At 71.4% G+C, this 24,058-nt stretch carries 26 protein-coding genes; 15 read left to right on the top strand and 11 right to left on the bottom strand.

The features are described from left to right. Window positions 1-29: 29 nt before the first annotated feature. Window positions 30-950, bottom strand: coding sequence for a transposase (locus tag WME75_RS21070; protein ID WP_437493635.1), 921 nt, complete (start codon window positions 948-950; stop codon window positions 30-32). A 940-nt stretch (window positions 951-1,890) separates the two neighbouring features. Beyond that, window positions 1,891-2,061 carry a hypothetical protein gene (locus WME75_RS21065; protein ID WP_437493632.1) on the bottom strand — a complete coding sequence of 57 codons (171 nt, stop codon included), beginning with the start codon at window positions 2,059-2,061 and terminating at the stop codon, window positions 1,891-1,893. 99 nt (window positions 2,062-2,160) lie between these two features. Between WME75_RS21065 and WME75_RS21060 the strand changes: the two genes are divergently transcribed. Then, window positions 2,161-3,069, top strand: a complete 909-nt coding sequence (locus WME75_RS21060; RefSeq protein ID WP_437493629.1) for a hypothetical protein — start codon at window positions 2,161-2,163, stop codon at window positions 3,067-3,069. 75 nt (window positions 3,070-3,144) lie between these two features. Here the strand turns inward: WME75_RS21060 and WME75_RS21055 are convergent, their stop codons facing one another. Then, complete coding sequence (locus WME75_RS21055; protein ID WP_437493626.1) at window positions 3,145-3,546, bottom strand: PEGA domain-containing protein; 402 nt, start codon at window positions 3,544-3,546, stop codon at window positions 3,145-3,147. A gap of 137 nt (window positions 3,547-3,683) precedes the next feature. Here WME75_RS21055 and WME75_RS21050 point away from each other — a divergent pair, with 137 nt between their 5' ends. The 13 genes from WME75_RS21050 (at window position 3,684) to WME75_RS20990 (ending at window position 16,303) form a co-directional block, all read left to right on the top strand. Next, on the top strand, window positions 3,684-5,237 hold the full coding sequence (locus WME75_RS21050) for a radical SAM protein (RefSeq protein WP_437493623.1): 1,554 nt from the start codon (window positions 3,684-3,686) through the stop codon (window positions 5,235-5,237). Then, window positions 5,234-6,736, top strand: a complete 1,503-nt coding sequence (locus tag WME75_RS21045; RefSeq protein ID WP_437493620.1) for a radical SAM protein — start codon at window positions 5,234-5,236, stop codon at window positions 6,734-6,736. Before WME75_RS21050 ends, WME75_RS21045 begins: the two co-directional genes overlap by 4 nt. Continuing rightward, window positions 6,733-7,476, top strand: a complete 744-nt coding sequence (locus WME75_RS21040; protein WP_437493617.1) for an SDR family NAD(P)-dependent oxidoreductase — start codon at window positions 6,733-6,735, stop codon at window positions 7,474-7,476. The genes WME75_RS21045 and WME75_RS21040 overlap by 4 nt, the downstream gene beginning before the upstream one ends. Next, the gene (locus tag WME75_RS21035) at window positions 7,476-8,216 is read left to right on the top strand and encodes an SDR family NAD(P)-dependent oxidoreductase (protein WP_437493614.1); all 741 of its coding nucleotides are present in this window, start codon (window positions 7,476-7,478) and stop codon (window positions 8,214-8,216) included. The genes WME75_RS21040 and WME75_RS21035 overlap by 1 nt, the downstream gene beginning before the upstream one ends. Continuing rightward, a complete protein-coding gene (locus WME75_RS21030; RefSeq protein WP_437493612.1) occupies window positions 8,216-8,818 on the top strand; it encodes a hypothetical protein in 603 nt (200 codons plus the stop codon). Before WME75_RS21035 ends, WME75_RS21030 begins: the two co-directional genes overlap by 1 nt. Next, the gene (locus WME75_RS21025) at window positions 8,818-9,294 is read left to right on the top strand and encodes a 3-hydroxyacyl-ACP dehydratase FabZ family protein (RefSeq protein WP_437493609.1); all 477 of its coding nucleotides are present in this window, start codon (window positions 8,818-8,820) and stop codon (window positions 9,292-9,294) included. The genes WME75_RS21030 and WME75_RS21025 overlap by 1 nt, the downstream gene beginning before the upstream one ends. Continuing rightward, window positions 9,291-10,202: a beta-ketoacyl synthase N-terminal-like domain-containing protein gene (locus tag WME75_RS21020; protein WP_437493606.1), complete on the top strand. Its 912-nt coding sequence runs from the start codon at window positions 9,291-9,293 to the stop codon at window positions 10,200-10,202. Before WME75_RS21025 ends, WME75_RS21020 begins: the two co-directional genes overlap by 4 nt. Next, window positions 10,199-11,446 carry a beta-ketoacyl-[acyl-carrier-protein] synthase family protein gene (locus tag WME75_RS21015; RefSeq protein ID WP_437493603.1) on the top strand — a complete coding sequence of 416 codons (1,248 nt, stop codon included), beginning with the start codon at window positions 10,199-10,201 and terminating at the stop codon, window positions 11,444-11,446. The genes WME75_RS21020 and WME75_RS21015 overlap by 4 nt, the downstream gene beginning before the upstream one ends. Continuing rightward, window positions 11,443-12,201, top strand: coding sequence for an SDR family NAD(P)-dependent oxidoreductase (locus WME75_RS21010; protein ID WP_437493600.1), 759 nt, complete (start codon window positions 11,443-11,445; stop codon window positions 12,199-12,201). Before WME75_RS21015 ends, WME75_RS21010 begins: the two co-directional genes overlap by 4 nt. Further along, window positions 12,198-12,827 carry a nitroreductase family protein gene (locus WME75_RS21005; RefSeq protein ID WP_437493597.1) on the top strand — a complete coding sequence of 210 codons (630 nt, stop codon included), beginning with the start codon at window positions 12,198-12,200 and terminating at the stop codon, window positions 12,825-12,827. Before WME75_RS21010 ends, WME75_RS21005 begins: the two co-directional genes overlap by 4 nt. Then, entirely contained in the window at window positions 12,824-13,273 is a 450-nt protein-coding gene (locus tag WME75_RS21000) for a phosphopantetheine-binding protein (RefSeq protein ID WP_437493594.1), read from the top strand. The genes WME75_RS21005 and WME75_RS21000 overlap by 4 nt, the downstream gene beginning before the upstream one ends. Before the next feature lie 86 nt (window positions 13,274-13,359). Further along, on the top strand, window positions 13,360-14,793 hold the full coding sequence (locus WME75_RS20995) for a hypothetical protein (RefSeq protein ID WP_437493591.1): 1,434 nt from the start codon (window positions 13,360-13,362) through the stop codon (window positions 14,791-14,793). Window positions 14,794-14,854: 61 nt separating this feature from the next. Further along, window positions 14,855-16,303: an amidohydrolase family protein gene (locus WME75_RS20990; protein WP_437493589.1), complete on the top strand. Its 1,449-nt coding sequence runs from the start codon at window positions 14,855-14,857 to the stop codon at window positions 16,301-16,303. A 57-nt stretch (window positions 16,304-16,360) separates the two neighbouring features. Here WME75_RS20990 and WME75_RS20985 read toward each other — a convergent pair whose 3' ends face one another. Genes WME75_RS20985 through WME75_RS20965 form a run of 5 tightly spaced genes read right to left on the bottom strand, consistent with a single transcriptional unit; the run spans window position 16,361 to window position 19,716 of the window. Beyond that, window positions 16,361-16,735, bottom strand: coding sequence for a hypothetical protein (locus tag WME75_RS20985; protein ID WP_437493586.1), 375 nt, complete (start codon window positions 16,733-16,735; stop codon window positions 16,361-16,363). Window positions 16,736-16,786: 51 nt separating this feature from the next. Next, a complete protein-coding gene (locus tag WME75_RS20980) occupies window positions 16,787-17,347 on the bottom strand; it encodes a hypothetical protein (protein ID WP_437493583.1) in 561 nt (186 codons plus the stop codon). Continuing rightward, window positions 17,319-18,122 (bottom strand): ParA family protein, encoded by an 804-nt coding sequence (locus WME75_RS20975; RefSeq protein ID WP_437493580.1) that lies wholly within the window; start codon window positions 18,120-18,122, stop codon window positions 17,319-17,321. The genes WME75_RS20980 and WME75_RS20975 overlap by 29 nt, the downstream gene beginning before the upstream one ends. Then, window positions 18,119-18,994: a DUF4388 domain-containing protein gene (locus tag WME75_RS20970; RefSeq protein ID WP_437493577.1), complete on the bottom strand. Its 876-nt coding sequence runs from the start codon at window positions 18,992-18,994 to the stop codon at window positions 18,119-18,121. The genes WME75_RS20975 and WME75_RS20970 overlap by 4 nt, the downstream gene beginning before the upstream one ends. Next, window positions 18,994-19,716, bottom strand: a complete 723-nt coding sequence (locus WME75_RS20965; RefSeq protein ID WP_437493574.1) for a TRP-like protein — start codon at window positions 19,714-19,716, stop codon at window positions 18,994-18,996. Before WME75_RS20965 ends, WME75_RS20970 begins: the two co-directional genes overlap by 1 nt. A 688-nt stretch (window positions 19,717-20,404) precedes the next feature. Here WME75_RS20965 and WME75_RS20960 point away from each other — a divergent pair. Then, window positions 20,405-21,163 carry a hypothetical protein gene (locus WME75_RS20960; protein ID WP_437493572.1) on the top strand — a complete coding sequence of 253 codons (759 nt, stop codon included), beginning with the start codon at window positions 20,405-20,407 and terminating at the stop codon, window positions 21,161-21,163. A 358-nt stretch (window positions 21,164-21,521) separates the two neighbouring features. On the opposite strand, the gene WME75_RS20955 is transcribed toward WME75_RS20960, so the two are convergent. The 3 genes from WME75_RS20955 to WME75_RS20945 all read right to left on the bottom strand — a co-directional run bounded on the left by WME75_RS20955 (window position 21,522) and on the right by WME75_RS20945 (window position 23,506). Beyond that, on the bottom strand, window positions 21,522-21,902 hold the full coding sequence (locus WME75_RS20955) for a VOC family protein (RefSeq protein ID WP_437493569.1): 381 nt from the start codon (window positions 21,900-21,902) through the stop codon (window positions 21,522-21,524). Between the two features lie 214 nt (window positions 21,903-22,116). Beyond that, complete coding sequence (locus WME75_RS20950; protein WP_437493566.1) at window positions 22,117-22,812, bottom strand: fatty acid desaturase; 696 nt, start codon at window positions 22,810-22,812, stop codon at window positions 22,117-22,119. Between the two features lie 355 nt (window positions 22,813-23,167). Beyond that, complete coding sequence (locus tag WME75_RS20945) at window positions 23,168-23,506, bottom strand: hypothetical protein (protein WP_437493564.1); 339 nt, start codon at window positions 23,504-23,506, stop codon at window positions 23,168-23,170. Window positions 23,507-24,058: the final 552 nt, after the last annotated feature.

The raw sequence follows: 24,058 nt of genomic DNA, 5'->3' as shown, positions 1-24,058 counted from the left end.
GTCTTGCTGTCGCGCCCTCGCGCGGGGTGCTATCCCGTGAGCACCACCTCATTGACGTTGGCGCCGTGAAACGTGCGCATCCACCACGTCCCCACCGGGAACAGGACGCTGCGCACGCCAGCTCGCCATCGTTCGAGCGCAGAATGGTACGACGCACGAAACGCACGTACAGCGGTAGCAGCGGTTTGCCACGAGTCACCCTGGTCACGGCCAACGGCGAATGTCGGATTGCGCCCGCCCAATTCCTCGGAGCTCGTGGCTCGCTCGTAGGGGGAGACCCTGCTGACTCGCTCGGCGCCCAAGAAGCGGAGCCCTTGCCGCTCCGCCTCCGCATGGGCCTGCGCTTCCAGGCGCTCGAGTTCGGCAGCGATCTGATGGCGAAGGCTCCCCGCGTTCTCCTGTTCGATGCCCGGCGGCAGCGCCAGCGGCAGCGTCGCTTCCTCGACCCACTGTGGATTCTCCGGATCGAGATACACCGAGGGACGTGTCGCGCGCAGCACGCCACAGCCTAGCTCGCCCACATCCACCTTGACGCCCGGCCATTCCCTCGCATGGCGGACCAGACCAGCGGCCACTGGGTTCGCGAGCACGTAGGCGATCTTCTCCACCACCGCAGCCGGCGTCAGCAGCCGTACCACGCTCGTGGCCTCGTGGTCCCATACTGGCCCTTCCCACTTGCGCAGCACCTTCGTGCCCAGCGCGACGAGGCGGTGGAAGAGCTGCAAGAAGCGCGGCAATACGCCGTGCACATCGGTCACCACGAGGTGCAGGTGCGTCGACATCGCGCAAAGAGCGTGAACCTCGACGCCGTAGCGGCGCGCTGAGACAGCGAGGGCGTAGACCAACAGCTGGTTCATGGCCACATCGGGGCGCAACAGGAAGTGACGGCGCAGGACGCGACGGGTGAGCAGGTAAGTGGCGCCGGGGGCGATCTCGCGAGGCTGGCTCATGGCCGGAGCGCAGAGACAAACGCCGCGCCGTGAGTCGGTGTGAATCATTTCAAGGGTTTGCTCCGCTCACAGGGTGGCGGCGGGGGATTCCGCCAGTTTCCGCCACCCTGGGTCGGCGCGGCGGCGGCGGCGGCGCGGGCACCGGCGGCGGCTGCGTCGTGGAGACGCCCGCCGAGGACCCGGCGCCGCCCGTCAACGCCACGCCGTTGGTCTTCCCTCCGGATGCGCCCTACGAGCAGCGCCCCCGTGGCGCGCGGGCTCGTGCACCGGCTGGTCGCAGGTCCCGCCCGTCTACGATTACCCCGCTCCTGCCATCTCGGACGAAAGCCCGTGGATCGTCAGCGGCCAGTACCTGAGCTCCTCGCACGTCCTGCATCTCACGCGCTGCGGCTGGACGATGACGGGCTTCGGACCGCACCTGTCGCTCTACAACGTCGCTGCCGGGACGGACTGGGTTATGATCTCCACCAGCGACAGCACCCAGCTCCCGTACCGCCGCGGCGGGACCTGGTACAACATCGCTGATCCGGAGCCCGGGGCCGGCGCCGGCCGTGTCCACAACGTCGGTGGGACCCTGGCGACCTGGGTCGGGGTGGCGGGCGGTTCCCAACCTGGGTCGGGCGGTTCCCAACCTGGGTCGGGGTGCTGGCGGGGTCGGGGTGCTGGCGGGCGGTCCCAACCTGGGTCGGGGTGCTGTTGCTGTTGCTGGTTCCAACCTGGGTCGGGTTGTGTGTGCCACTACGACACCGGCGTCCGGCACTGGGACGGTTCACGCTGGCGAGAGCTCTCCGGCCCGGCGCCGCAGCGCTACGCCGCGATCGCGGGGAGCGGGACCGAGGTGTTCGTATCCGGCGCCGAGGAGCTTTACCTGGTCTCGGGCGATTCGCTCGCTCGTACAGCAGCCCGCGCCGGACTGCGGAGACGGCGCCGTCGTCACATCCTACGCCGACCTGGCGGCCGGGGGCGGGACGCTGGCCCTCAGCGTGAAATGCCGCGCCGCAAGCTCGGACACGTTGACGTTCCGGGTCTTCCTCCGGAGCGGCGGCGCGTGGGTCGCGACGCCCGCGCTCCCGGAGCCGTTCCCGTTGCAACCGCCCACGAACGACGCCACGGCGGGCGTCGTCTATGCCAGCGCGGCCGACGGGCAGATCCAGCGGCTCGATCCGACCGGCTGGACATCGCTCGTGGAATCACCCGCGCCGCCGCGCCGATGTGGAGGTCGTTCGCGGGCCGCACGCGCGACGAGCTCTACGCCATCGGCGACGGCGTCGCCCGACTCCCGGCGGACGGCCTCATGTGGGCGCCGGTCGCCGGCTCCGAGGCCATCCGCGGCCGCTCGGCGTGGCAGGCGCCGGACGGCGCGCTCTTCGTCGTCGCGATGGACGCCGGCGTGAGCTCGGTCTGGCGACATGACGGCGCGGCATGGACGCGCGACCTGTCGCTGCCGGCCGCGTCGACCTCGAACCTCGTGGGGCGATCGTCGTCCGAGGTCTACGTCGCGCTGGACAACACCCTCCACCGCTGGGACGGCGCCGCGTGGTCGTCGCTCGGCGCGTCGCCGTGCGACGGGCGGGATCCGATCATGGCGCGCCTCGCGCTCGCGGGCGCGCAGGCCGTGGTCGCGCTGTGCGACAGGCACGCGCTGGACGACTCCCGGGGACCGTCATTCGTGGAATGGGACGGCGCCGCGTGGTCCGAGTCGCCCGCGACCGGAGACTCCCTCGCGCAGATCGGCCCGCCCGACGCGCTGGAGGCCTACGCGTGGGAGAAGGCGCGGGGACTGGGCGTGTACCGCGTGCGCGATGACCTCGGCTGGGGGCTCGGCGCCTTACCTCCCACGACGCACATCGAGGATCTCGCGGGCATGCCCGGGCGGCTCGTCGCGAGCGCCTCCTTGCACAACGCAGAGCCGTTCGACCAGTCCCTCGGCCGGACGGACGGCACCTCGTGGACCCGCAACCACGACTGGATGCATTTCTCGTCGAACGGCGAGACGGAGCTCCCTTCCGGGCTCTGGAGCGACGGCCGCTGGGTGGCCACCACGGTCAACGTGGGTGCGCGGAGCAGCCACCACGGCGGTCTGGCGAACGCCGCCGTCCTGTGCGATCTCGGGCCGTAGGCTCGAGCGCCCGTCACCGCGGGAGCTCGCGGCGCTGGCCTGCGCAGGACCGGCGACGCCGCGTGGGCCGCGGCGCTACTTCTTCTCTTCGGCCTTCTCGCCCTTGGCGTCGCCGGCGTTCTCCCTGATGGAGGGCGGCGGGTCCGACTGGACCGTCTTCGCGTCGCCGGGTTCGAGCGTCACCATCATCGTGCGGTTGCCGCGCTCCGGATCCACGAAGGTCACCTCGTGCGTGCCGGGCGCGACCTTGCGCCCCGAGATCGGCGTCGCCCCGATCGGCTTGCCGTCGAGCAGGATCTCGGTGGGCTGCGCCGAGACGACGTCGAGCATCGGCGCGTCGTCGAGCGGCGGCTCGGGCTCGGGCTCGGGTGCGGTGACGGCCGGCGGAGGCGTGGGCTCGACCGGCGGCGGCGGGCTCGCGGCCCCGCCGCAGCCGGCGAGCGCGATGACGAGAAGGGGAGCGGCGACACGGACCATGCGCCGGAGGCTAGACACGAATCACGCGCGGGGGAATGGCCCGGCGCTGGCACCACGCGCGCGCCGCGCTCGCGCGGTGCCAGCGCCGGGGAGCCGGGCGTTGCGCTGCCCGACCAGCCCAGGTACTCCTGGTCGCCATGTCGACCGTGGCGATCTGCGGAACGGGGAACCAGCGACAGCCGACGGAGCACGTCTACTACTCGTCGACGAAGAGCCTCTGCAAGACCTGCAAACAGGCCGTCGACGCCAAGATCCAGTTTTCTGGTGGGGCGGTATATTTCGACAAGTTCTGCCCTGAGCACGGCCACCAGCGGGTGCTCGTCGCCTCCAGCGTCGACTGGTACCTCGACGCGCTCTCCTTCCTTGCGCCGCACACGCCGCCGCGCGGCGAGATCCGCGCCGTGCGGAGCGGCTGTCCCTTCGACTGCGGCCCGTGCGCCTCGCACCAGCAGAAGGTGTACATGCCCGTCGTCCCCATCACGTCGGCGTGCAACCTCGATTGCCCCATCTGCTACACGGTCAACAAGAACGAGGGGGCGCACCAGATGAGCGAGGGCGAGTTCGCCGCGATCCTCGGCCACCTCCGCGCCCAGCACGACGAGCTCGACATCATCAACTTCACGGGCGGCGAGCCCACCATGCACCCCGAGCTCCCGAAGCTCCTCCGCATGGCGTCCGAGGCGGGGATCCGCCGCCTCACCATCTCGACCAACGGGCTCAAGCTCCGGAACGAGGCCTACGTCCGCGAGCTCGCCGCCCTCGACGCGCGCATCGTGCTCTCGCTCGACACCTTCGACCCCGAGATCGACCAGCGGATGCTCGGGGCCAACACCGTGCGGGCCAAGCTCGAGGCGCTCGAGCTCCTCGAGAAGCACGACGTCACGACGACGCTCCTGCCCGCGATCGCGGCCGGCCTGAACGACAAGGACCTCGGCAAGCTCTTCGACCTGATGATGCGCAAGCCGAACATCGTCTCGCTCGAGCTCCACACGCTCACGTTCACGGGCCAGGGCGGCGCCGGGTTCGACCGCGCCGCGCGCATCACCACGCCCGATCTCCACCGGCTCCTCGAGGAGCACACAGGCGGCGCCATCGCCGCGCGCGACTTCGTCCCTTCGCCGCTCGCCCACCCGCACTGCTACTCGATCTGCTACCTGCTCGTGCTCGACGGCGGCGGCGTCGCCCCGTTCGCGCGCTTCATGGGCCGGGACAAGCTCTTCGAGCTGCTCGGCGACTCCCTCTATATCCAGCCCCGCGAGCCCATCGAAGAGGCGCTCCGGACCGCGATGGACGAGCTCTGGGCCGATCCGGACAGGCTGCCTGAGAGCGAGGCGCTGCTCCGCACGCTGAAGCGCCTGCTCCGCGAGATGTTCCCCCCGGGCAAGCCGCTTCCCCTCGAACAGCGGCAGAAGCTCGCCGAGCGCGCGACAAAGGCGATCTACATCCATTCCCACATGGACGAGGAGAGCTTCGACGTCGCCCGCGTCATGAAGTGCAGTATCGGCGTCCCCGATGTCGACGGCAGCAACATCCCGACGTGCTCGTACAACGTCCTCTACCGCGAGAACGACGCGCGCTTCGCCGATCCCGACATGCTCGCTCGCATGGGGCGGACCGAGCCGCACCCGCTCCTCGCGCCCGCGCCCCCCGCGAACAGGCGCTCTCTCCCGCTCCTCAAGGTGCCGTCATGACCGCGAAGCTCCCCCTCGTCGACCGGAAGTTCACGTTCACCCCGAGCGCGAAGGACCGCGAGGTCTTCCACTCCTTCTCGCGGGGGCTGTGCCCCCAGTGCAAGAAGGCCGTCGACGGCGTGAGGCTCCTCCGCAACGGCAAGGTGTACCTCCGCAAGCAGTGCCCGGCGCACGGGCAGAGCGAGGCGCTCATCTCCGGCGACGCCGACTGGTTCCTGAGGTCCCTCACCTACGTCAAGGAGGGCTCCAGGCCGATCGAGTACTCGACCTCGGTCGAGCGCGGCTGCCCGGACGATTGCGGCCTTTGCCCGGATCACGAGCAGCACTCGTGCCTCCCGATCATCGAGATCACGAACCATTGCAACCTCGAGTGTCCGATCTGCATCGTGCAGAACCGGCACAACTACACCATGACGCGCGAGGAGTTCGGGCGCGTGCTCGACGGCATCGTGGCCAAGGAGGGGACGCTCGAGACGATCAACCTCTCCGGCGGCGAGCCGACGCTCCACCCCGAGTTCCTCGCGCTCCTCGACATGGCGTGCGCGAGGACCGAGATCGCGCGCGTCTCCATCTCGACGAACGGCCTCCGCTGCGCGAGCGATTACGCCTTCTGCGAGGAGCTCGCCCGGCGCAAGGTGTACGTGAGCCTCCAGCTCGACGCGCTCAGCAACCCGGCCCTCCGGGTCCTGCGCGGGGCAGGGGACCAGGCCGCCGCGCGGGAGAAGGCGCTCGCCAACCTGAAGAGGGCGGGCGTGCGCACCACCCTCGTCTCGACCGTGGCCCGCGGCGTGAACGACGACCGCATCGGCGACTGCCTCCGGCTGCTCTACGACAACGACTTCATTCTCTCCCTCACGTTCCAGCCCGCGGCGTACACCGGCTATGGCGGCGCCCACTTCGCGCCGCACGATCCGCTCGACGTCATGACCATCCCCGACGTCGTCCGCGCGGCCGAGGAGCAGACAGGGCTCCTCAAGAAGAGCGATTTCTTGCCGCTGCCGTGCTCCCACCCGAGCTGCTTCGCGCTCACCTACCTGCTCAAGGTCGACGGCGAGTTCATCCCGTTCCCCAGGTTCCTCGAGCTCGATCGCTATCTAGAGCTCCTGGCGAACCGCGGCACGATCCGGCCCGACGAGGAGCTCGAGGGCGCCCTGCGCGACGCGATCGACCAGATGTGGACGAGCTCGGGCCAGGTCCCCGACTGCGACCGGATCCTGAAGGTCCTGCGCCGGGCGATCTTCCTCATGTACCCCGAGGAGCGCGCCCTCGCGCTCGAGGAGCGCCTCCACATCGGCGAGGGCCTCGTGAAGACGGTGTTCATCCACGCCTTCATGGACGTGCACAACTTCGAGATCGACCGCATCAAGAAGTGCTGCACCCACTACGCGCTCCCCGACGGGCGGCTGATCCCCGGCTGCGCGTACAACAACCTCTACCGCGACAAGGATCCGCGGTATGCGGGCCCGATCGGCGCGCCGCAGATCTGGGGCAAGACGTGACAGGCCTGCTCGCCGGCAAGCGCGCGATCGTCACCGGCGGCGGGCGCGGCCTCGGCCGGGAGATCTGCGCGACGTTCGCGCGGCACGGCGCCCGGGTGGCGTTCACCTTCACGAAGAGCGAGGAGGGCGCCCGCCGCCTCTGCGACGAGATCGCGGCCGCCGGCGCGGAGGCGCGCGCGTTCCGGGCGAGCGTCCTCGACGCGGACGCGACGCGCGCGATGGTGCGCGCCGTCGAGGAGGCGTGGGGCGGGGTCGACGTGCTCGTCAACAACGCCGGCGTGTCCCAGAATCTCCCGCTCGCGCTGCTCGAGGAGCAGGACTTCGATCACGTCCTCGACCTGAACCTCAAGGGCGCCTACCTCACGGCCCGCGAGGCGCTCCGGTCGATGATCCGGAAGAAGCGCGGCGTGGTGCTGAACATCGGGTCGCTCGCCGGGGTCAGGATGATCGAGGCGCCCATCCATTACTGCGCGAGCAAGGCCGGCCTGAAGGGGATGACCGAGGCCATGGCCAAGGAGGTCGCGCGGCACGGGATCCGCGTCCTGTGCGTCGCGCCCGGGCTGCTCGAGGACGGCGTCGGCCGCAACCTGCCCGAGCACCGCCTCGCCGACTACCTGAAGCACTGCGCGCTCGGCCGCGTCGGCACCTTCCGCGAGGTCGCCGAGCTCGCGGCGTTCCTCGTGTCGGATCGCAACGGCTACATGACCGGCGCCACCGTCGTGGTGGACGGGGGCGTGTGATGGCCGCCGCCGCGAAGCCGCGCCGCTGCGTCGTCCTCGGCGGCTCGGGCACGGTCGGGCGCGCCCTTGTCGCGGAGCTCGCCCGCGCGGGGGCGCGCGTCGGGTTCACGTACAGGCAAGGGCGCGAAATCGCTGATGATCTGGTGCGCGCTCTCCCGGGTACGACCGCGCTCGAGGTCGACCTCGGCGATCCGCGCGCGGCCGCGGAGGCGGCGGAGGCGCTCGCGCGCCGGCTCGGGGGCGTGGACGCCTTCGCGCACTGCGCGGTCCGCACGTCGTCGGTCGATCCGCCCGCGTTCGACGCGATCGAGGACGTCAGCTTCGAGGGGTTCGCCGACGTCCTCGCCGTCAACGTGACCAGCGCCTTCGCCGCCGCGCGGAGCCTGCTCCCGCACTTCGACGGCGGCGGGAACATCGTCCTGTTCGGCTCGGTCGACGGCATCAAGCCGGTGCCTTCACCGGTCCCCTACGCCGTGTCGAAGGCGGCCCTCGCCGGCCTCGTGCTCAGCCTCGCCAAGTCGCTCGGCCCGCGCGGGATCCGCGTGAACCTCGTGGCGCCCGGCGTCCTGGAGGCGGGCGCCTCGCGCACGCTGCCCGACGACCTGCGCAGGGAGTACCTCAAGCACTGCGGGCTCCGCCGCCTCGGCAAGGTCGAGGAGGTCGCGGCGCTCGCCGCGTGGCTCGCGCTCGAGAACACCTACGTCACCGGCCAGACGATGATGGTCGACGGGGGGCTCTGATGGCGGCGCCTTCCTCGTCGTCGTCGTCGCGCCTCCGGGTGCTGGGCGGCCTCGCCGCGACGGCGTTCCTCGTCCACGGCGGCAACCACGTGCGGCGGGGCTCGCCGCACGACGTGCTCTGGATGTGCAACGTCGCGCCGCTCCTGCTCGCGGCCGGCTGCTTCCTCGCGAAGCCGGACCTCGCCGCGATCGCGGCGCTGTGGCTCGCGTTCGGCACGCCCATGTGGCTGCTCGACATCGCGACGGGGAGCGGCCTCATCCTGACCACGTTCCTGCCGCACGTGCTCTGTCCCGTCGTCGCCGTCCTCGCCGTGCGGGAGATGGGGCTCGCGCGGCGCGCCTGGCTCAAGGCCACCGGGGCGCTGCTCGCCCTCGGTGGGCTGACGCGCGTGCTCACGCCCCCGGAGGCGAACGTCAACCTCTCCCACCGCGTCTGGGCGGGCTGGGAGGCGATGTTCCCGCGCTACGACCGGTACTTCGTCCTCGTGGCGGCCGCGGCGGCGCTCACGTTCTTCGTCCTCGATCGCGCGCTCGCGGCGTGGCTCGGCCCGCCGCGCCGGCGCGCCGCGGACGGCATCACCCCCGGAGCGAGCACCCCCTGATGCGTTACATCCTCCTCGACCGGATCACGTCCGTCGAACCCGGCCGCTGCGCGCGCGGGCTGAAGGCGGTGACCCTGACCGACGAGGTCCTGCACGACCACTTCCCCGACTACCCGATCTACCCCGGCGCGCTGCTCGTCGAGGCGGCCGCGCAGCTCGCCGGCTTCCTCGTCGAGGTGACGGAGAACAGGCCGTCCGAGGCGCCGCGACGCGCGCTCCTCGCGCAGATCGACCGGGCGAAGTTCTACCGCCCCGCCCAGCCGGGGGACAGCGTCGAGCTCTTCGCCGAGGTGGCGCAGTCGCTGGACGCCGCGGCGAAGCTCTCGGTCGGCGCCGACGTCCGCGGCGAGCGGTGCATGCGGGCGACGCTCACCTTCGTGCTGAAGGCGATCGACTCGGAGCGCTTGCACGCGCAGCGGCGCTACCTCTACGCGCTGTGGACGCGCGAGCTCCCGGACAGGGTGTGGCTGCCGTGACGCTCGTGACCGGCCTCGCGTCCGTCGTGCTCTCGCCCGGTGATGCGTGCGATCCGTCGCCGTTCCTCCGCGAGAAGAAGAGCAGGAAGTACCTCGGGCTCCAGGACGCGCTCGCGGTGGTGAGCGCCGGGCGGGCGCTCGCGGCGGCGGGGCTCGCCGCGTCGCTGCCGGGCGAGCGCACCGGGCTCTACCTCGCGGTCGGCTACATCCCGTTCCTGGAGCGCGACATCGCGCCGGTGCTCGAGGGCTCGCTCGACGAGCGCGGCGATTTCAGCCCGGCGCGCTTCGGCGCCGAGGGGTACACGCGCGCGCACCCGCTGCTCGCGTTCCGCTGCCTGCCCAACATGCCCGCCTACCACGTCGCCGCGAGCTTCGGCGTGGAGGGGCCCTACGCGGTGCTCTACCCGAGCGCGGGGCAGCTCTACCTCGCGCTCGAGGAGGCCGTGCAGGCGCTCGATCGCGGCGAGATCGACGTGGCGCTCGTGGTCGGGGTGGCGCACCAGCGCAACTACCTCGTCGAGCACCACATGCGGCGCATCGACGACCCCGTGCCGCCAGACCGGCTGTTCGACGCGTCGGCCACCGTCGTCCTGGAGCGCGGAGCCCACGCGGCGGGGCGGGGCGCGCGGGCCCTCGGCGAGCTCGCGTCGGTCACGGTGGCGTACGCGCCGTTCGATCCGCTGTCCCGTGCGCCCGCGAAGCGCGAGGCGGTCGCGGTCGCGTCGCCCACGCCGGCCGACGGCGGCGGCGGGGACGCCGCGCTGGACGCGGGCGCGGAGCTCGGGCCCGCGTCGCCGCTCGTCGCGCTCGCGCGCGCGTGGGAGCGCGGCGCCGTCGAGCTCGTGCACCGCCTCGAGGGGCGCGACGGCATCACCGCGGAGAGCCGCTGGATCCGGAGGGTCTCGTGACGGCGCGCCACGCGGTGGTCGTGACGGGGATGGGCGTCGTGTCGCCGCTCGGCGATCGCGTCGATGCGTTCGGCGACGCGCTCCTCGCCGGGCGGAGCGGCGTCGGTCACATCACCCTGTTCGACGCGTCCACCCTGCCGACGCGCATCGCCGGGCAGGCCCCGCTGCCGGCCGAGGTGCCGCTCGGCGATCGCAAGGTCGCGTTCGCGCTCGCGGCGGCGAGGCGCGCCGTGGAGGCGTCCGGGCTCGCGCTCGGCGCGGGCGGTGACGCGCCGCGCGCCGACGCGGGCGTGAGCCTGGGCGTCGGCCTGGAGCTCTTCAACATGGAGCACCTCGCGGCGGCGCGGCGCCCGGGGTTCGCGCTGCCGGAGGGGCTCGCCGCGCGGCTCGCCTTCATGCAGACGCCCTCGGAGGTCTGCGTCCACGCGCTGAGCCACCGCTTCGGCCTCGCCGCGCCGCCGCTCGTGCACGTGTCGGCCTGCGCCGCGGGCACCGACGGGATCGGCGCGGCCTACCGGCTCATCGCCACGGGCCGCCGCCGCGTCATGCTCGCGGGCGGCACGGACTCGATGATCAACCCCCTCGGCGTCGCGGGCTTCTGCGCGCTGCAGGCGACGAGCCTCCGCAACGACCGGCCCGAGGCGGCGTCGCGGCCGTTCGACAGGACGCGCGACGGCTTCGTGATGGGCGAGGGGGCGGCCGTGCTCGTCCTGGAGCGGCTCGACGACGCGCGGGCCCGCGGCGCGCGCATCCTCGCCGAGGTGGCGGGGTACGGGAGCAGCTTCGACGCCTACAAGATCAGCGATCCGCACCCCGAGGGGCGCGGCGCCTTCCTGGCGATGTCGCGCGCGCTCGCCGACGCGGGGATCGGCCCGGACGAGGTCGACGCGATCAACGCCCACGGCACGGGAACGCCGAAGAACGATCCCGCCGAGACGCTCGCCCTGAAGCGGCTGCTCGGCGAGCGCGCGCGCGGCGTCCCGGTCTCGGCGACAAAGTCGATGATCGGCCACCTGATCTCGGCGTCCGGCGCGGTCGAGGCCGTGGCCGCCGTCGTGTGCATGCTGCGCGGCGCCGTGCACCCGACGATCAACCTCCACGAGCCGGACCCCGAGTGCGATCTCGACTACGTGCCGAACGAGGCGCGCGCGCACCGACAGCGTCACGTGCTCTCGAGCTCGTACGGGTTCGGCGGGCACAACGCGGCCATCGTCCTGCGCCACCCGGAGGCGATCCGGCCGTGAGCCTCCTGCTCGAGGGCAAGCGCGTCGTGGTGACGGGCGCGAGCCGCGGCCTCGGCCGGGCCATCGCGCTCGCGTGCGCGCGGGAGGGCGCGGCCGGCGTCGGGATCGGTTACCGCGAGCGGGCGAGCGAGGCCGCGGACGTCGCGGCCGCGGTCGAGGCGGCGCGCGGAGGGCGCGCGCTGGCCCTCGGGTTCGACGTCGTCGATGAGGCGGCCGTGGCGGCCGCCGTGGCGCGGTTCGAGGCCGAGGTGGGGCCCATCGACGGCTGGGTCAACGGCGCCGGGGTCGTGGCGCCGGGGCTGCTCGTGACGGGCGACGTGGCGCAGATCCGGGCCCAGATCGACACGAACCTGCTCGGCCCGCTCCTGTGCGCCCGCGCCGTGCTGCCGCTCATGATGCGGCGCAAGCGCGGCGTGGTCCTCAACGTGAGCTCCGTCGCGGCGGTCCGCCCTGCCCGCGGCCAGGCCGCCTACGCGGCGGCGAAGGGAGGGATCGAGGCGCTCACGCGCGCGCTCGCGGTCGAGTACGCGAGGAAGGGCATCCGCGTCGTCTGCCTCCGGCCCGGCCCGGTCGACACCGACATGCTGGGCGGGACGCGCGCGCTCGCCGGCGAGGAGATCGTGGCCCGCGTGCCGCAGCAGCGGATCGCCGCCCCGGGCGAGATCGCCGACTACGCGGCGTTTCTCCTGAGCGACCGGGCCGCGTACGTCACCGGCGCGGTGGCGTCGGTGGACGGGGGCTACGCGGTCGGATGACGCTCGAGGAGCTCCTGCGATCGCGCCGCAGCGTGCGGCGCTTCCTCCCGGAGCCGCCGCCGGACGGCGTGATCGAGCGGCTGATCGAGCTCGCCGTCACCGCGCCGTCGGCCAGCAACAAGCAGCCGTGGCGCTTCGTCGTCGTGAAGCGCCCGGAGGCGATCGCGGCGATGGCGAGCGCGGTGCGCGAGGCGGTGGCGACCGTGGCGGAGCACGTGCCGCCCGACAGCCAGGGGGCCTTCGTGGCCTACGGCGACTACTTCACGCGGTTCGAGGGGGCGCCGGTCGTGATCGCGCCGATCTACCGCGGGCACACGGTGCTGTCGGGCCTTGTCGCGCCCTCGCTGCCGGCGGAGCTGCGCGAGACGATCGCCGCGATGGAGCGCGACTCGGGGCTGACGGGCGCGTCGCTCGCGCTGATGAGCCTTCTCCTCGCGGCGCACGACGCGGGCCTCGGCGCGTCGGTGATGACCGGTCCGCTGCTCGCGGCGGGTCGGCTCAAGGAGATCCTCGGCGTGCCCGCGAGCTGGGGTATCGTCGCGCTCGTGGCGGTCGGGTACGCCGCCGGCGAGCCGGCGCCGACCGATCGCAAGGCCGGGAGCAAGGTCACGAGGTGGATCCGATGACGGACACGGACGCAGCGAGCGTGGACATCCCTCCGCACGTGGTCGAGGCGGTGAAGCGCTGCATCGTGGAGAGCCTCGCCGTCGAGGCCGACGCGGTCGAGCTGGGGAGCCGCCTCATCGACGACCTCGGCGCCGACTCGCTCGACTTCGTCGACATCGTGTTCATGGTCGATCACGAGCTCCACATCCGCGCGCGAGAGAGCGAGTTCAACTTCATCACCCGCCTCGATTTCTCCTCGCCCGAGGTGATGAAGGAGGGGTTTCTCACCGGGCCCGTGGTGGCCCGGCTGGAGACGTGGCTCCCGGCGCTCGCGGCGGTGGAGGACAAGACGCGGGTGACGCCCCGGCAGCTCTTCTCGCTGATCACCGTGGAGGCCCTCTGCATCGTGGCGGCGCGCCGGCTGGCGCCGCCCGCGGGCGGCGCGGGCTCGGCAGCGCCGGAATAGCCGGCGGGATCACCCGCGCAAGGACAGGTGGAACGAGCACCTGCCCCCGCCTTGCCGTGCACGCCCGGCCGCGTCACGACCCAGGCATGCATCCCGTCCTCGCCGCCGTTCGCGCCGCCCTCGCCGTGGGTCCGGTCGCGCCCGGCGCGCCCCCTGACCCGTGGCATGCGTGGCTCGTCGTCGTGCTCGCGCGGCAGGTCGATCGGCAGCGCTGGCTGGTACGGGTGCAGCACGAGCGCCTCCTCCCGGCCTCCGACGCGGACGAGGACGAGGGCGCGGACGAGGTGCCGGGCATGCCGGGCTGGAGGTTTCTCTTTCACGGCGCCGGCCTGTGCCTGACCGCGCCCGACGGCGAGACGATCGACGTCGACGACCACGGCGACGGCGGTCTCACGATCGATCCTTACTTCTTCACCCAGCGCATCCTGAGCCTCCGTCACCCCGCGCTCCCCGAGCGACGCCTGCTCGCGTTCCTCCCCACCGCCGACGTCCTGGTCGCCGCGATCCGCGAGCTCGTCCGGGAGGGGTTGCTCGTCCTCGGCAAGCACGGGCACGTCTTCCGCGTCGCCCGTGAGCTCGAGGAGGACGCCGGAGCGGTCGCCTCGATCGACTTCTCCGACGCGGCCCTCCGTGTCCGCTGGGCGGAGCACCTCGGCGATCACGAGCTGCTCGCCCGCGAGCGGCCCTCGGCGGCCGTCGAGGCGCGCGCCACGGTGCAGCGCGAGGCGTACAAGCGGTACTTGCTCGCGGGGATCGCAAGCGAGGCGACGGCGCGCGCGTTCATCGATCCCCTCGAGGCGGTGCTCACGCCGGCCGAGCTCGTCGATGCGTGCGCGGGGTTGATCGACGCCGCGGTGAACGCCACCGCGGGACACGCGATCGAGCGGCTCGACGCGCACCCGGACTACCCCGTCTGCCCGGCCGTGAGTCGGCTGCTCGCTCGCGCGGATCCGGAGCGGCATCACCCCTACGCCGTGCACGCCGCCGCCAGGTACCTGCTGCGACGCGGGATCGAGCGCGAGCGCGCCGTCGAGGTGGTGCTGGCGTTCGCTCGCGTCTGGGTCGTCGCCGGCTACAAGGGCAACCCGTTCCTCGGCGAGCTGGCCCTGCTGCTCCTCGAGCACGCACCGGCGCACGCGCTCGACGCGCTCCGCCGAGCGCTCCGGTCGAGCACGCCCCTCGTCCGGACGAACGTCGCCGCGGCGCTCGCGGCGCTGGGCCAGCCGTGGTGCCAGCGCGAGCTGGAGCTCGCGCTGGACGACGCGGCGACCTTCGAGAAATCGGCCTCGGTGCGGGCCGCGCTCTCCTGGATGGGGTCGGACGAGGCGCGCGCGGCGGTGACGCGCTGGACGCAGACCCACGTCCTGCGGGCGACCAAGGGCCCCGGCTATGGATGGGAGGAGGTCCAGGAGGCCAACGTCGATGGGTCTCTCGCGCACGAGATCGACCAACGTCGCGCCTGGGCCGACGCGGTCCGAGCGGGGATCGATCCGGATTTCGACCGCGTGATGTGGGGATGAGCCCGCGTCATGGCGACGCGCCGAAGTGAACGCCTGAGCCGGAACCAACAGGAGTCACGGAATGAAAAAGAGCCTGCCTGACGATGATCTCCGCCTGCCGGTGAAGCTGGACTCCACGAGCAACGGTGAGTACTGGCCGCGTCCACCGGACGCGGCGCTGCGCGAGGTCCAGCGGAGCGCGATGGAGAACGCGGTCGAGAACGCGCGCAAGCTCGGGATGAGCCGGCGCGAGTACCTGGCCAGCACGTGCGGCGCCGCCACGGTCTTCCTCGCGCTGAACCAGCTCGGCTGCGGCGGCGGGCGCTACCAGGTCACGAAAGCGTCGACGCTCGACCCCGGCGCATCGAACCAGGTGCTGACCGGCAAGGAGTTCATCTTCGACGTGCAGACGCATCAGGTCAGCGCGGATCGCGTCTGGTGGAAGGAGGGGCAGCCGTCGCTCGCGAATTTCCTCAAGACGACGCCGCAGGCGGACTGCGGCGCGCCGGTCTGGGCGCGGTGCTTCACCGACGACGTGCTGATCCGCGAGGTCTTCATGAACAGCGACACCCAGCTCGCCGTGCTGAGCGGGCTCTGGGGCGATCCGCTGCCCATGCTGACCGACGAGGCGGCGCGCACGCGCGAGAAGGTCGCGCAGCTAGGGCGGGATCGGCTGCGCATCCACGGCGTGGTCCAGCCGACCGTCGCGCCCTGGGAGAAGATCGCCGACGAGATGCGCAAGCAGGCCGAGGCCTTGAAGCTCAGCGCGTGGAAGCTCTACACGGTGTGGGGACCGACCGGGGAGGGCTGGTGGTTGAACGACGAGGTGGGCCGGAGCACGATCGAGCACGGCATCGCCCTCGGCGTCCCGATCTTCGCGGTGCACAAGGGACTCCCGCTCTCGGGGATGAACCCGGAGTACACGCGGCCGAAGGACGTGGGACCGGCGGCGCGCGCGTTTCCGGGGGCGACGTTCCTCATCTACCACTCCGGCTATGAGCCGGACCTCACCGAAGGTCCGTACGACCCGAAGGCGACGCGCGGCGTGGACGCGCTGATACGCTCGCTCCAGGAGAACGGCATCGGGCAGAACGGGAACGTGTACGCCGAGCTGGGCTCGACGTGGCGCGAGGTGATGAAGAAGCCGGACGAGGCGGCGCACGTCCTGGGCAAGCTGCTCAAGCACGTGGGCGAGGACCGGATCCTTTGGGGGACCGACGCCATCTGGTTCGGCTCGCCGCAGGATCAGATCCAGGCCTTCCGGGCGTTCGAGATCACCCCCGAATTCCAGGAGCGTCACGGGTACCCGGCGCTGACCCCGGCGCGGAAGGCGAAGATCCTCGGCCTCAACGCCGCGCGCGTGTACGGCGTGGACGTCGCCGAGGTGCAGCGAGCCCAGGCCAGCGACGAGGTGAGCCGTGCTCGCGCGGAGTACGCGAATGCGCCGATGCCTTCGTTCCAGACCTATGGTCCGAGGACCCGCCGGGACATGCTCCGGCTGCTCGATTTCACCGCGGGCCTGCCGGACTGACCCCCGCGGACCTTCTCGAGGGGAGGCCGTCGAGGCGCCGGGCGGGGGCCGAAGAGCTCAGAGCTCCATCGCCTGCGCGACGGTCTCGATCATCCGCGGGATGGCGACGGAGATGAGGATCCCCAGGTTCGCCCGCCTGTTGTCCACCAGCATGCCCTGGAGCAGCTTCCCGTGGTTCAGCACCACCACGGTGTGGTTGCCCGCCATGTCGAGCATGTAATACCGCCCGAGCGATGGGAAATTCGAGTCGCGCAGCGAGCTGTCCAGCTCCTCGGTGATGCGCGTGAAGAGGGCCACCGCCACCGGCTGCTGGTTGAAGCCGGCGAGCGACAGGCCTGCCGTGCGTTCCCAGATGTCGGTGGCCAGCAGCCCGTCGCGGAGGATGTTGCGGAGATCATGGACTGCGGCGTCGAGGACTTTGGTATCGATCATCGTGCTTCCGTCGTTCCTGGGCGCGCGCGCCCGTGGTGAAAACCGGATCCGTTACAGCCCGCGCACGGTCGTTCCGAGCGCTTCCTTCAGCTGCTCGAACGCCCGCGTGGAGAGAGCCTCGTCCCCCACCGTCCCGAGGCAGAAGCCGCCGCGCGTCGTGCGCGCCTCGACCCACGACATCATCTGCGCGCCAAGCCAGAGCGCGCCCGCCGTGGCGTCGACGCCGGGGATGGTGCGGACGCCGACCAGCGCCGAGAGCAGCGGGCCCACGAGGGACACGTGCGCCTCGGAGATGCCGTGCGCCGCCAGCGTGAGGCCGTTGTCGTCCGCGACGAAGGCGCCCACGCACGCCTGATGAGCGAGCGTCCAGGCGACGAGCGCGTCGAGCCGGTCGGCCGGGTTGTCGGAGGTCTGCACGAGGCGCGGCACCTCCTTCGGCGCCTTCGGCGCGGCCTTCGCCGGCGTCGGCGCCGGTTTCCCCGGCGCGCCGGCGCGCGCTGCCCCCATGGCGCTCACGAGCGCCGCGGGCTCGGGGGAGCGCGTCGCGGTCACCCGCGCGAGCAGCGAGCTCACCCGCTGCGCGTCAGTCCACGAGACGGATCGGACCGTCATCCTCGCCTCCTGCCGTGGTGCCGAGGCGCTCCTCGATCTCGGCCACAAGTTTGTCGAACACCGCAGAGACCGCCGGCGGGCGGCGGCTGAGCAGACCGAGCGGCACGCCCGCGCGGCTCGCCTGGAGGAACGTGCCGTCGCGCGGGACCGCCGTGTCGAAGACCTGATCGCGGTAGAGGGACCATAGCTCCTCCAGCGAGGCCAGCATCACCGGGTCGCGGAACGAGCTCATCGTGCCGACCACGCCGAGCAGGGAGCAGGCGGAGCCGATCTCGCGGAGCCGCGCGAGGAGCTCGAGCAGCCGCGGCAGGGCCCGCAGCGCGAGCGGCTCACACTGCGCCACGGCGATGACGCTGTCCACCTCCTCCAGGGCGAGGCGCGACATCCCGCCGAGCCCGGCCGGCGTGTCGAAGAGGACCAGGTCGAAGTCGCGCTGGCTCTGCTCGAGGACGCGCCCCAGGAGGTTGGCCTCGCGGGCGTTGACGGCGAAGCGATCCTCGTCGAGCGCGTCGACGGGGCCCATGGGCAAGAGGCAGAGCTCCGCGAGCCGGGTCTTCACCATGCCCTCGAGCGGGGGGCCGCCGCGCGCGAGGTTCGCGGCCAGGCCGGCGCGGTCGCCGACACCGTCGAGCGACATGCCGATGGCGCCCTGCTGATCCGTGTCGACGAGGAGGGTCCGCGCGCCTCGGCGCGCGAAGGCGAAGGCGCAGTTGAGCGCCACGGTGGTCTTTCCGACTCCGCCCTTCAGACTGGCGAATGCGATGGATCGGGTCATCTTGGGTATCCGAGCTTGCGTAGCTGTTCCAGGTTAGCGCGCACGAGGCTCGACGCAGGGTCGAGCGTCGAGAGGTCGGTGAGGACGCGGGCCGCGTCGCTGTAGCTGCGTTCCATCAAGAGGCGCCGCGCGTCGGAGTTGAGCTGCTTGATCCGGATCGCGACCTGCTCCGGCGAGGCGAGCGCGACCTCGAGCCGCCTCGACGAGATCGGCGGCGGCGCCTCCACGCTGCCCTCGTCGATCCGGCGCAGCGAGTCGAGCAGCAGCTCCGCCAGGTCCTTGAAGATGGTGCGCTCCTTCGTCGAGCCGACGGCCGGGGTGACGCGCACCCGCATCTCGGGGCGGATGAGCCGCGCGAACGCGGCCTCGCCCACGCCGAGGCCGTCGAACGCCGTCCATACCTTGCCGCGCCGCACCTCGATCAGACCCACGTCGGCGCTGTCGCTGCTGACCACGAGGACGTGCGAGTCGCCGGACATGCAGATCATCTGCAAGAAGTCGACGGGCATGAAGTTCATCCCGATCGGCGTCGATTGCGCGCCCGCGGCGTGCGCCATGAGGATGAGCGTCTCCTCGGCGATGGGCCACGTCACCCGCGTGGTGTTCACCGCTCCCGGGACCTCCGCGCCGTCGTTGACGGCGAGCACCAGCCGCGCCGTGCGGCGGAGGAGCTGCGCGATGGCGTCCTCCGGCGCGCCCGGGAGCGACGGCGCGTAGATGATCAGCTCCGTGCTCGGCGCGCCCTCGAGGGCCTGCTCGAGCTCCTCCCAGGCGGCGGCGCCGAGGGCGCTCACCGGCGTCTGCCCGGCCATGACGCGAATGCACCGCATGCGCTCGCGCAGATCGGGATCGGCGACCACGACGATGGGCATCAGACTCCGAAGTCGCGCCGCGCTCGGCGCAGCATGACCGACGACGCCGCGTCGCCCGGGCGCATGCGCTCGCAAGCCTCGAACGCCTCGATCGCGTCGGCGAAGCGGCGCTGCACGAACGCGGCGGTGCCGCGGGCGAACGCCTCGCGGTAGCGCCGATCCTCTTCCGTCTCGAACACCCGCGGCGTGAACGGCGCGCTCGCGGGGGGAGGCTCCGGTGATTGCCGGCGCAGCCCGCGCTCCGGCATGGTCGGCGGCCCCGGGTCCGTGCCGGGCTCGGACGGCAGCGTGTCGAGCTGCCGCCGCCAGGACTGCGGCGTCCTCTCGCTGAACGGCGACGCCACCTCCTTGCCCGTGTAGAGGCCGACGAGCACCTGCAGCGTGCGGAGCCGCCCGAGCGGGCACATTTGCACGATGTCGTCGAACGTCGACGAGCCATCGATGTACCGCACCACGAGCAGCGCGTCGGGCGAGCGACCCGCGGCGACCGGGATGGGCCCCGCCACCCGATCGAGGCCGCCGAGCCGCTTGGCGTACGCGCCGGCGAGGAACTCCTTGATCCGCTCGATGCTCGTCTGCAGCTCGCGATCGCCAGGGGCCTCCGAGCGCGCCTGGTACAGCACCGCCAGCGCCTCCTCGTAGCGCTTCTCACGGACCAGCCGCACGACCTCCGCCCGTACGGGCGCGCTCTTCGGGAGCGTGCGGCTCTCAGGTTCCATCATCAAAGCTGAATCGCGTGGGTCTTTCACGGCACGACTCGGCAAGCTACATGCCTCGACCGCCGACCTTCAAGCTGTTTGGTTGCCCCTTCGCGGGAACCTTCGTCAGCGCCGTCCACCCGGATCGCCGCACGTCAGGTGCGTGCGTGTGGGACCAGCCGGAACCCTACTCTGAAGCATCGGGTGCTGCGACATGGGCCCACGTGAAGCGGTGGAGACATTGACGAGGCGATGACAGCGACCCGCTTCCGCAATCGGTGCATTGAGTCGCCGAACGCCCTCGCGCGCCCCGCAGAATGGATGGCCAGCCGATCCTGGATAGCGAATACGGTGTCGCACATCGGCTCCGGTTCGCCCACCCGGATCCCGATCCCGATTGGACTGGAGATCCATGAAGATACTGGATGCAGCTTACGCCGCACTTGCGCTAGAGTGGGTACACCGAGTGGATGCACCCTCCAACGTCGCATAGCGTTTGAGGTGGTTCGAGGAAGTTTCCGAAAATCAAGCTCGGACTGCAAGGGGGGAGGGGAATGCAGGATTTTGACACGGCTGAGATCCAGCAGCAGCGTCCATTTGGGTACGCCGTGGTCTTGCCTTGAGGCGTCACGGGGCGCGCAGGGCGCTTGGCTTTTGCAAACAGAGGGATCGCTCAACCAACTGACACCCACAGCCGAGAAGGAGATCGCTTATGCGGCAGGTCTTGCGGCACATCTTCGAGAAGAAGCAGGCGTATGCTCGTCTACCCCTGTTCGAGCGGATGCGTGACGAACAGCTCGATCCTAGCGAGCGGCTCGCGTTCTACCCATGCATGGCTTATTTCATCCTGAGCTTCGGTGATTTGAACAGGTTCGTGTTGAGGGAGGAGCACGCGGCGGACGAGTACCAGGAGATGGTCAACGTCCACACACATGAGGACGATCACCATTGGCCGTGGTACCTGGAGGATCTGGCCAAGCTCGGCTTCGACATCGAGGCGCGGAGCTCGGACCTGATGAACTTCCTCTGGGGCGAGGAGACGATCGAGAATCGGATCCTCACCGCGCGGCTCACCGCGCTCATCAAGGGCACGACGGGCCTCGAGCGGCTGGTCATCATCGAGGCCATCGAGGAGACTGGCAACGTCCTCTTCGGCGCGATGCTTCCCCTGGCGGAGGCGCTGGAGAAGGAGCTCGGAACGCAGCTGCGCTACTGCGGCCCGTTCCATTTCGAGCGCGAGTCGGGCCACGCGGTGAACGCCGACCATGCCGAGCTCGCGCGCATCTCGCTCGACGCGGAGACGCGCGAGCGGTACAAGGCGCTCGCGGACGAGGTATACGCGATGTTCGAGCCGTGGACACACGAGCTCCTGCGCTATGCCCTCGCGCACCCCGTGAGCGCCCCCGTGGCCGACCCCGAGACGGACGGCGTGAGCCAGGTGATGACCCGGTCATCGGTGCTCGCCGCGTGATGCGACGCGGTTGGGGTCCCTCGGGCCTCAACCGCACCGCCCCCTCCACGGCGCCCGGCCCCCTCCCGCGCTCGCCACGCGCCGAGTATTCTGTGTAAATCTCTGTTGCAGTCTTGCACGGAAGGCGGTAGCCGGCCGCCGACTCGCGTGGCGAGCAAACCCCACCGAGCTCGCCCCTCGCCCCACCGGCGCTGCCGGTGGAGCGAGGACCCATGGGCTCCCACATCGACCCTTCCGGCGCGGCGGACGAGCGCCGGCTCCTCGGGCCTATCCTCTTCCGGGATCCGGGACGAGCATGGACGACGAGGTGCTGGAGATTGGATGAGCGCCCGTCCGCCGGGAGCGCGGCGCGCCCGGATCAGCCGCCGCCGTAAGGGCGGGTGATGATCTCGAGGAAGTGCCCGTCCGGGTCGGGGAAGTACACGCCGCGCCCGCCGTCGTTGTGGTTGATCTCGCCGGGGCGCTGCGCTCTGGGATCGGCCCAGTACTGGAGCTTTCGCTCCCGGATCCGACCGAAGATCTCGTCGAACTCGGCCTCGCTGACCAGGAAGGCGTAGTGCTGCGGGCGGATTTCGTCAGTGCTGTCGGCGAAGTCGAGCGTGACGTCGTTGTCGAGCTGCACCGCCAGGAAATGTCCGAACGGCTTCGGGGCGGCGAGGCCCAGGACCTCGGCCATGAAGGTGGCGGACACCTTCTTGTCCTTCGCGGACACGATGGTGTGATTGAGCCGGACGCTCATGCTCGCACCCCCGTTCCGCTGCGCCCGAGCAGGCCTCGCGGCCGCTGCGTCGAGGCCATGATTCCAGTCTTTGGCCTGGTGTCATTCATCTCTGTACCCTCCGTCCAGGCCGAGCCCGGCCGAGCGAGCCGCTGCACCAGGCTCGCCGCGCGTGCCCGCCCGGGATCAGGGCGAGCGTGCCATGGTGGGCTCACCCGAGCAACCGCACTGGCGGCTAGCAATCGGCGGAGGGGAGGGCGAGGCGGCTGCAGGGCAGGTTGGGGATGCGGTGGTGGCGCTCGTGGTAGGCGAGGCTCAGCGCGATGGGTGAGCGGGTGAAGGCGAGCCGGCGGGCGGCGGCCAGCATCCAGGCCGGGGCGTTGTGCGGGATGTACGCGGCCCACACGGCCATGGTGAGCTGGAGAGACGCGGCGGTGGCCGCGAAGGCGAGGAGCGCAGGCCGCCGCGATGCGAGCAGGAGGGCGAGCGAGGCGAGGTTGAGCGCGGCCTCGGCGAGCTGCCAGCGGCGGCCGGAGGGGCCGGCGGCGCGGAGCGCCTCGGCGCGGAGGGCGAAGGCGGCGCGGGGGGCGCCGACGAGCGCCCGCGAGAGCGGCAGGCGCGCGGGGGCACCCTCGGTGTCGTCGGGCGCGAGGGGGCGAGCGTGGTGGCGCAGGTGCATGATGCGCAGGGCGTGACCGCTCATGAGCATCAGCGCGGCCGAGAGGGTGAGGGCGATCTCGTTCGCCTTGCGCGGCAGGCGGAGGGCGCCGTGGGCGACATCGTGCATCAGGGCGAAGGAGGCGAAGAAGAGCGAGCCCCCGGAGGCCGCGGCGAGCGTCGCGCTCTCGATGCGCGCAGCGGCGGCGACGCCGGAGGCGCAGAGACCGATACGGGCGATGTGCAAGGCGAGGTCGCCGAGGCGAGGCTTCATGACGTTCGAGGGGTGCGACCACCGTGCCAGGGAGCACGCGCCGGCGCGGAGCGCACCGCGGTGGCGCGCTTGACGGTGCCGGCGCGCGTGACACGACCTCCGGTGTCCACGCGGTCGGCACGCCGGGTGTCCACGGCGTGGACAGCCACGAAGGCGCGTGGGCGGGCGGGGCCGAGGCGCGCGCGTGGAGGCGGCGGGAGCGGCGCGCTGTCGTGGTTCCTGGGGTTGGTGAGCGGCTTGCAGATGCAGAAGCGGTGACCCGCGGGGGACCACGGTGACCCACGGGGACCGGGGCGGGAGATCTCGCTTGTTCGGGTCCTTCGAGCTCAGGGATGGATGTACCATGGCCATCGCGTCATTTTTCCTCGCCGTAATCTGCCTCCTCGGCGCGTTCGATATCGCCTACTTCCACTGGTACCGGTGCCGTCTCGGGGACCGTGCCGACTCGCGGGTCGAGGTGTGGCTCCATGTGGCGCGCGGCTTCATCTATGCGCTCCAGCTCGCGCTCGTGCCCAACATCCAGCTTCATGGCGACTTCTATGCCGTCTTCGTCGCGCTCTTCGTGGCCGATATCGGCGTTGCCATGGCCGATATCGCCGTCGAGCCGGCGTCGCGGCGCAGCCAGGGAGGGTTGCCCGGCGGGGAGTACCTGATGCACATCGTCCTGAGCGTGCTCGTCGGCGCCTATCTGCATGCGATCGCGCTGGGTTCGCTGGCATGGCGGCACCTACCCTCGGCGGTCGTTTATGCGCCGGCGGACGTCCCCGGCTGGCTTCGCGGGCTGCTCGGGCTCATGGGCGCGGGGGCTGCGCTCGTCGCGGTGGTCGAGGGGCTCGCGCTCGTCGAGCAGCGCCTGCCGCGACCGGCTCCGATCCATGTCCGCGTCCGGCTCCGCACCACCGTCGAGCGGCTCTGGGAGGTCACGCAGGATCACAGGCTCCATCCGAACTGGGACCATCGTTTCAGCAGGATCTCCATGCTCGGGGAGGTCATCCGGACCGGGACGGCGATGCGTTACGAGAAGGACCTGCTCGGGGTGACGATCCGCGGCGGTGGGCGGTACAAGCTCCACCGGCCGTGCCGGCAGTCGACGTTCGAGTTCTGGTCGGAGGATCGGCGATCGCTGATCCGCCGTGGAGTCGGGCTCTGGCTGTATCGGGTCGTGGGAGAGGGGATCGTGGAGTTCTCGACGTCGTATACGTACGAGGTGCGCTGGGGGGTGGTCGGGCGGTGGATCGATCGGTCG

The sequence above is a fragment of the Sorangium sp. So ce1014 genome, assembly GCF_051521505.1.
Classification (GTDB): Bacteria; Myxococcota_A; Polyangia; order Polyangiales; family Polyangiaceae; genus Sorangium.
Note: the sequence above shows the minus strand (reverse complement) of the source record. Positions and strands in the feature narration are given on the sequence as shown.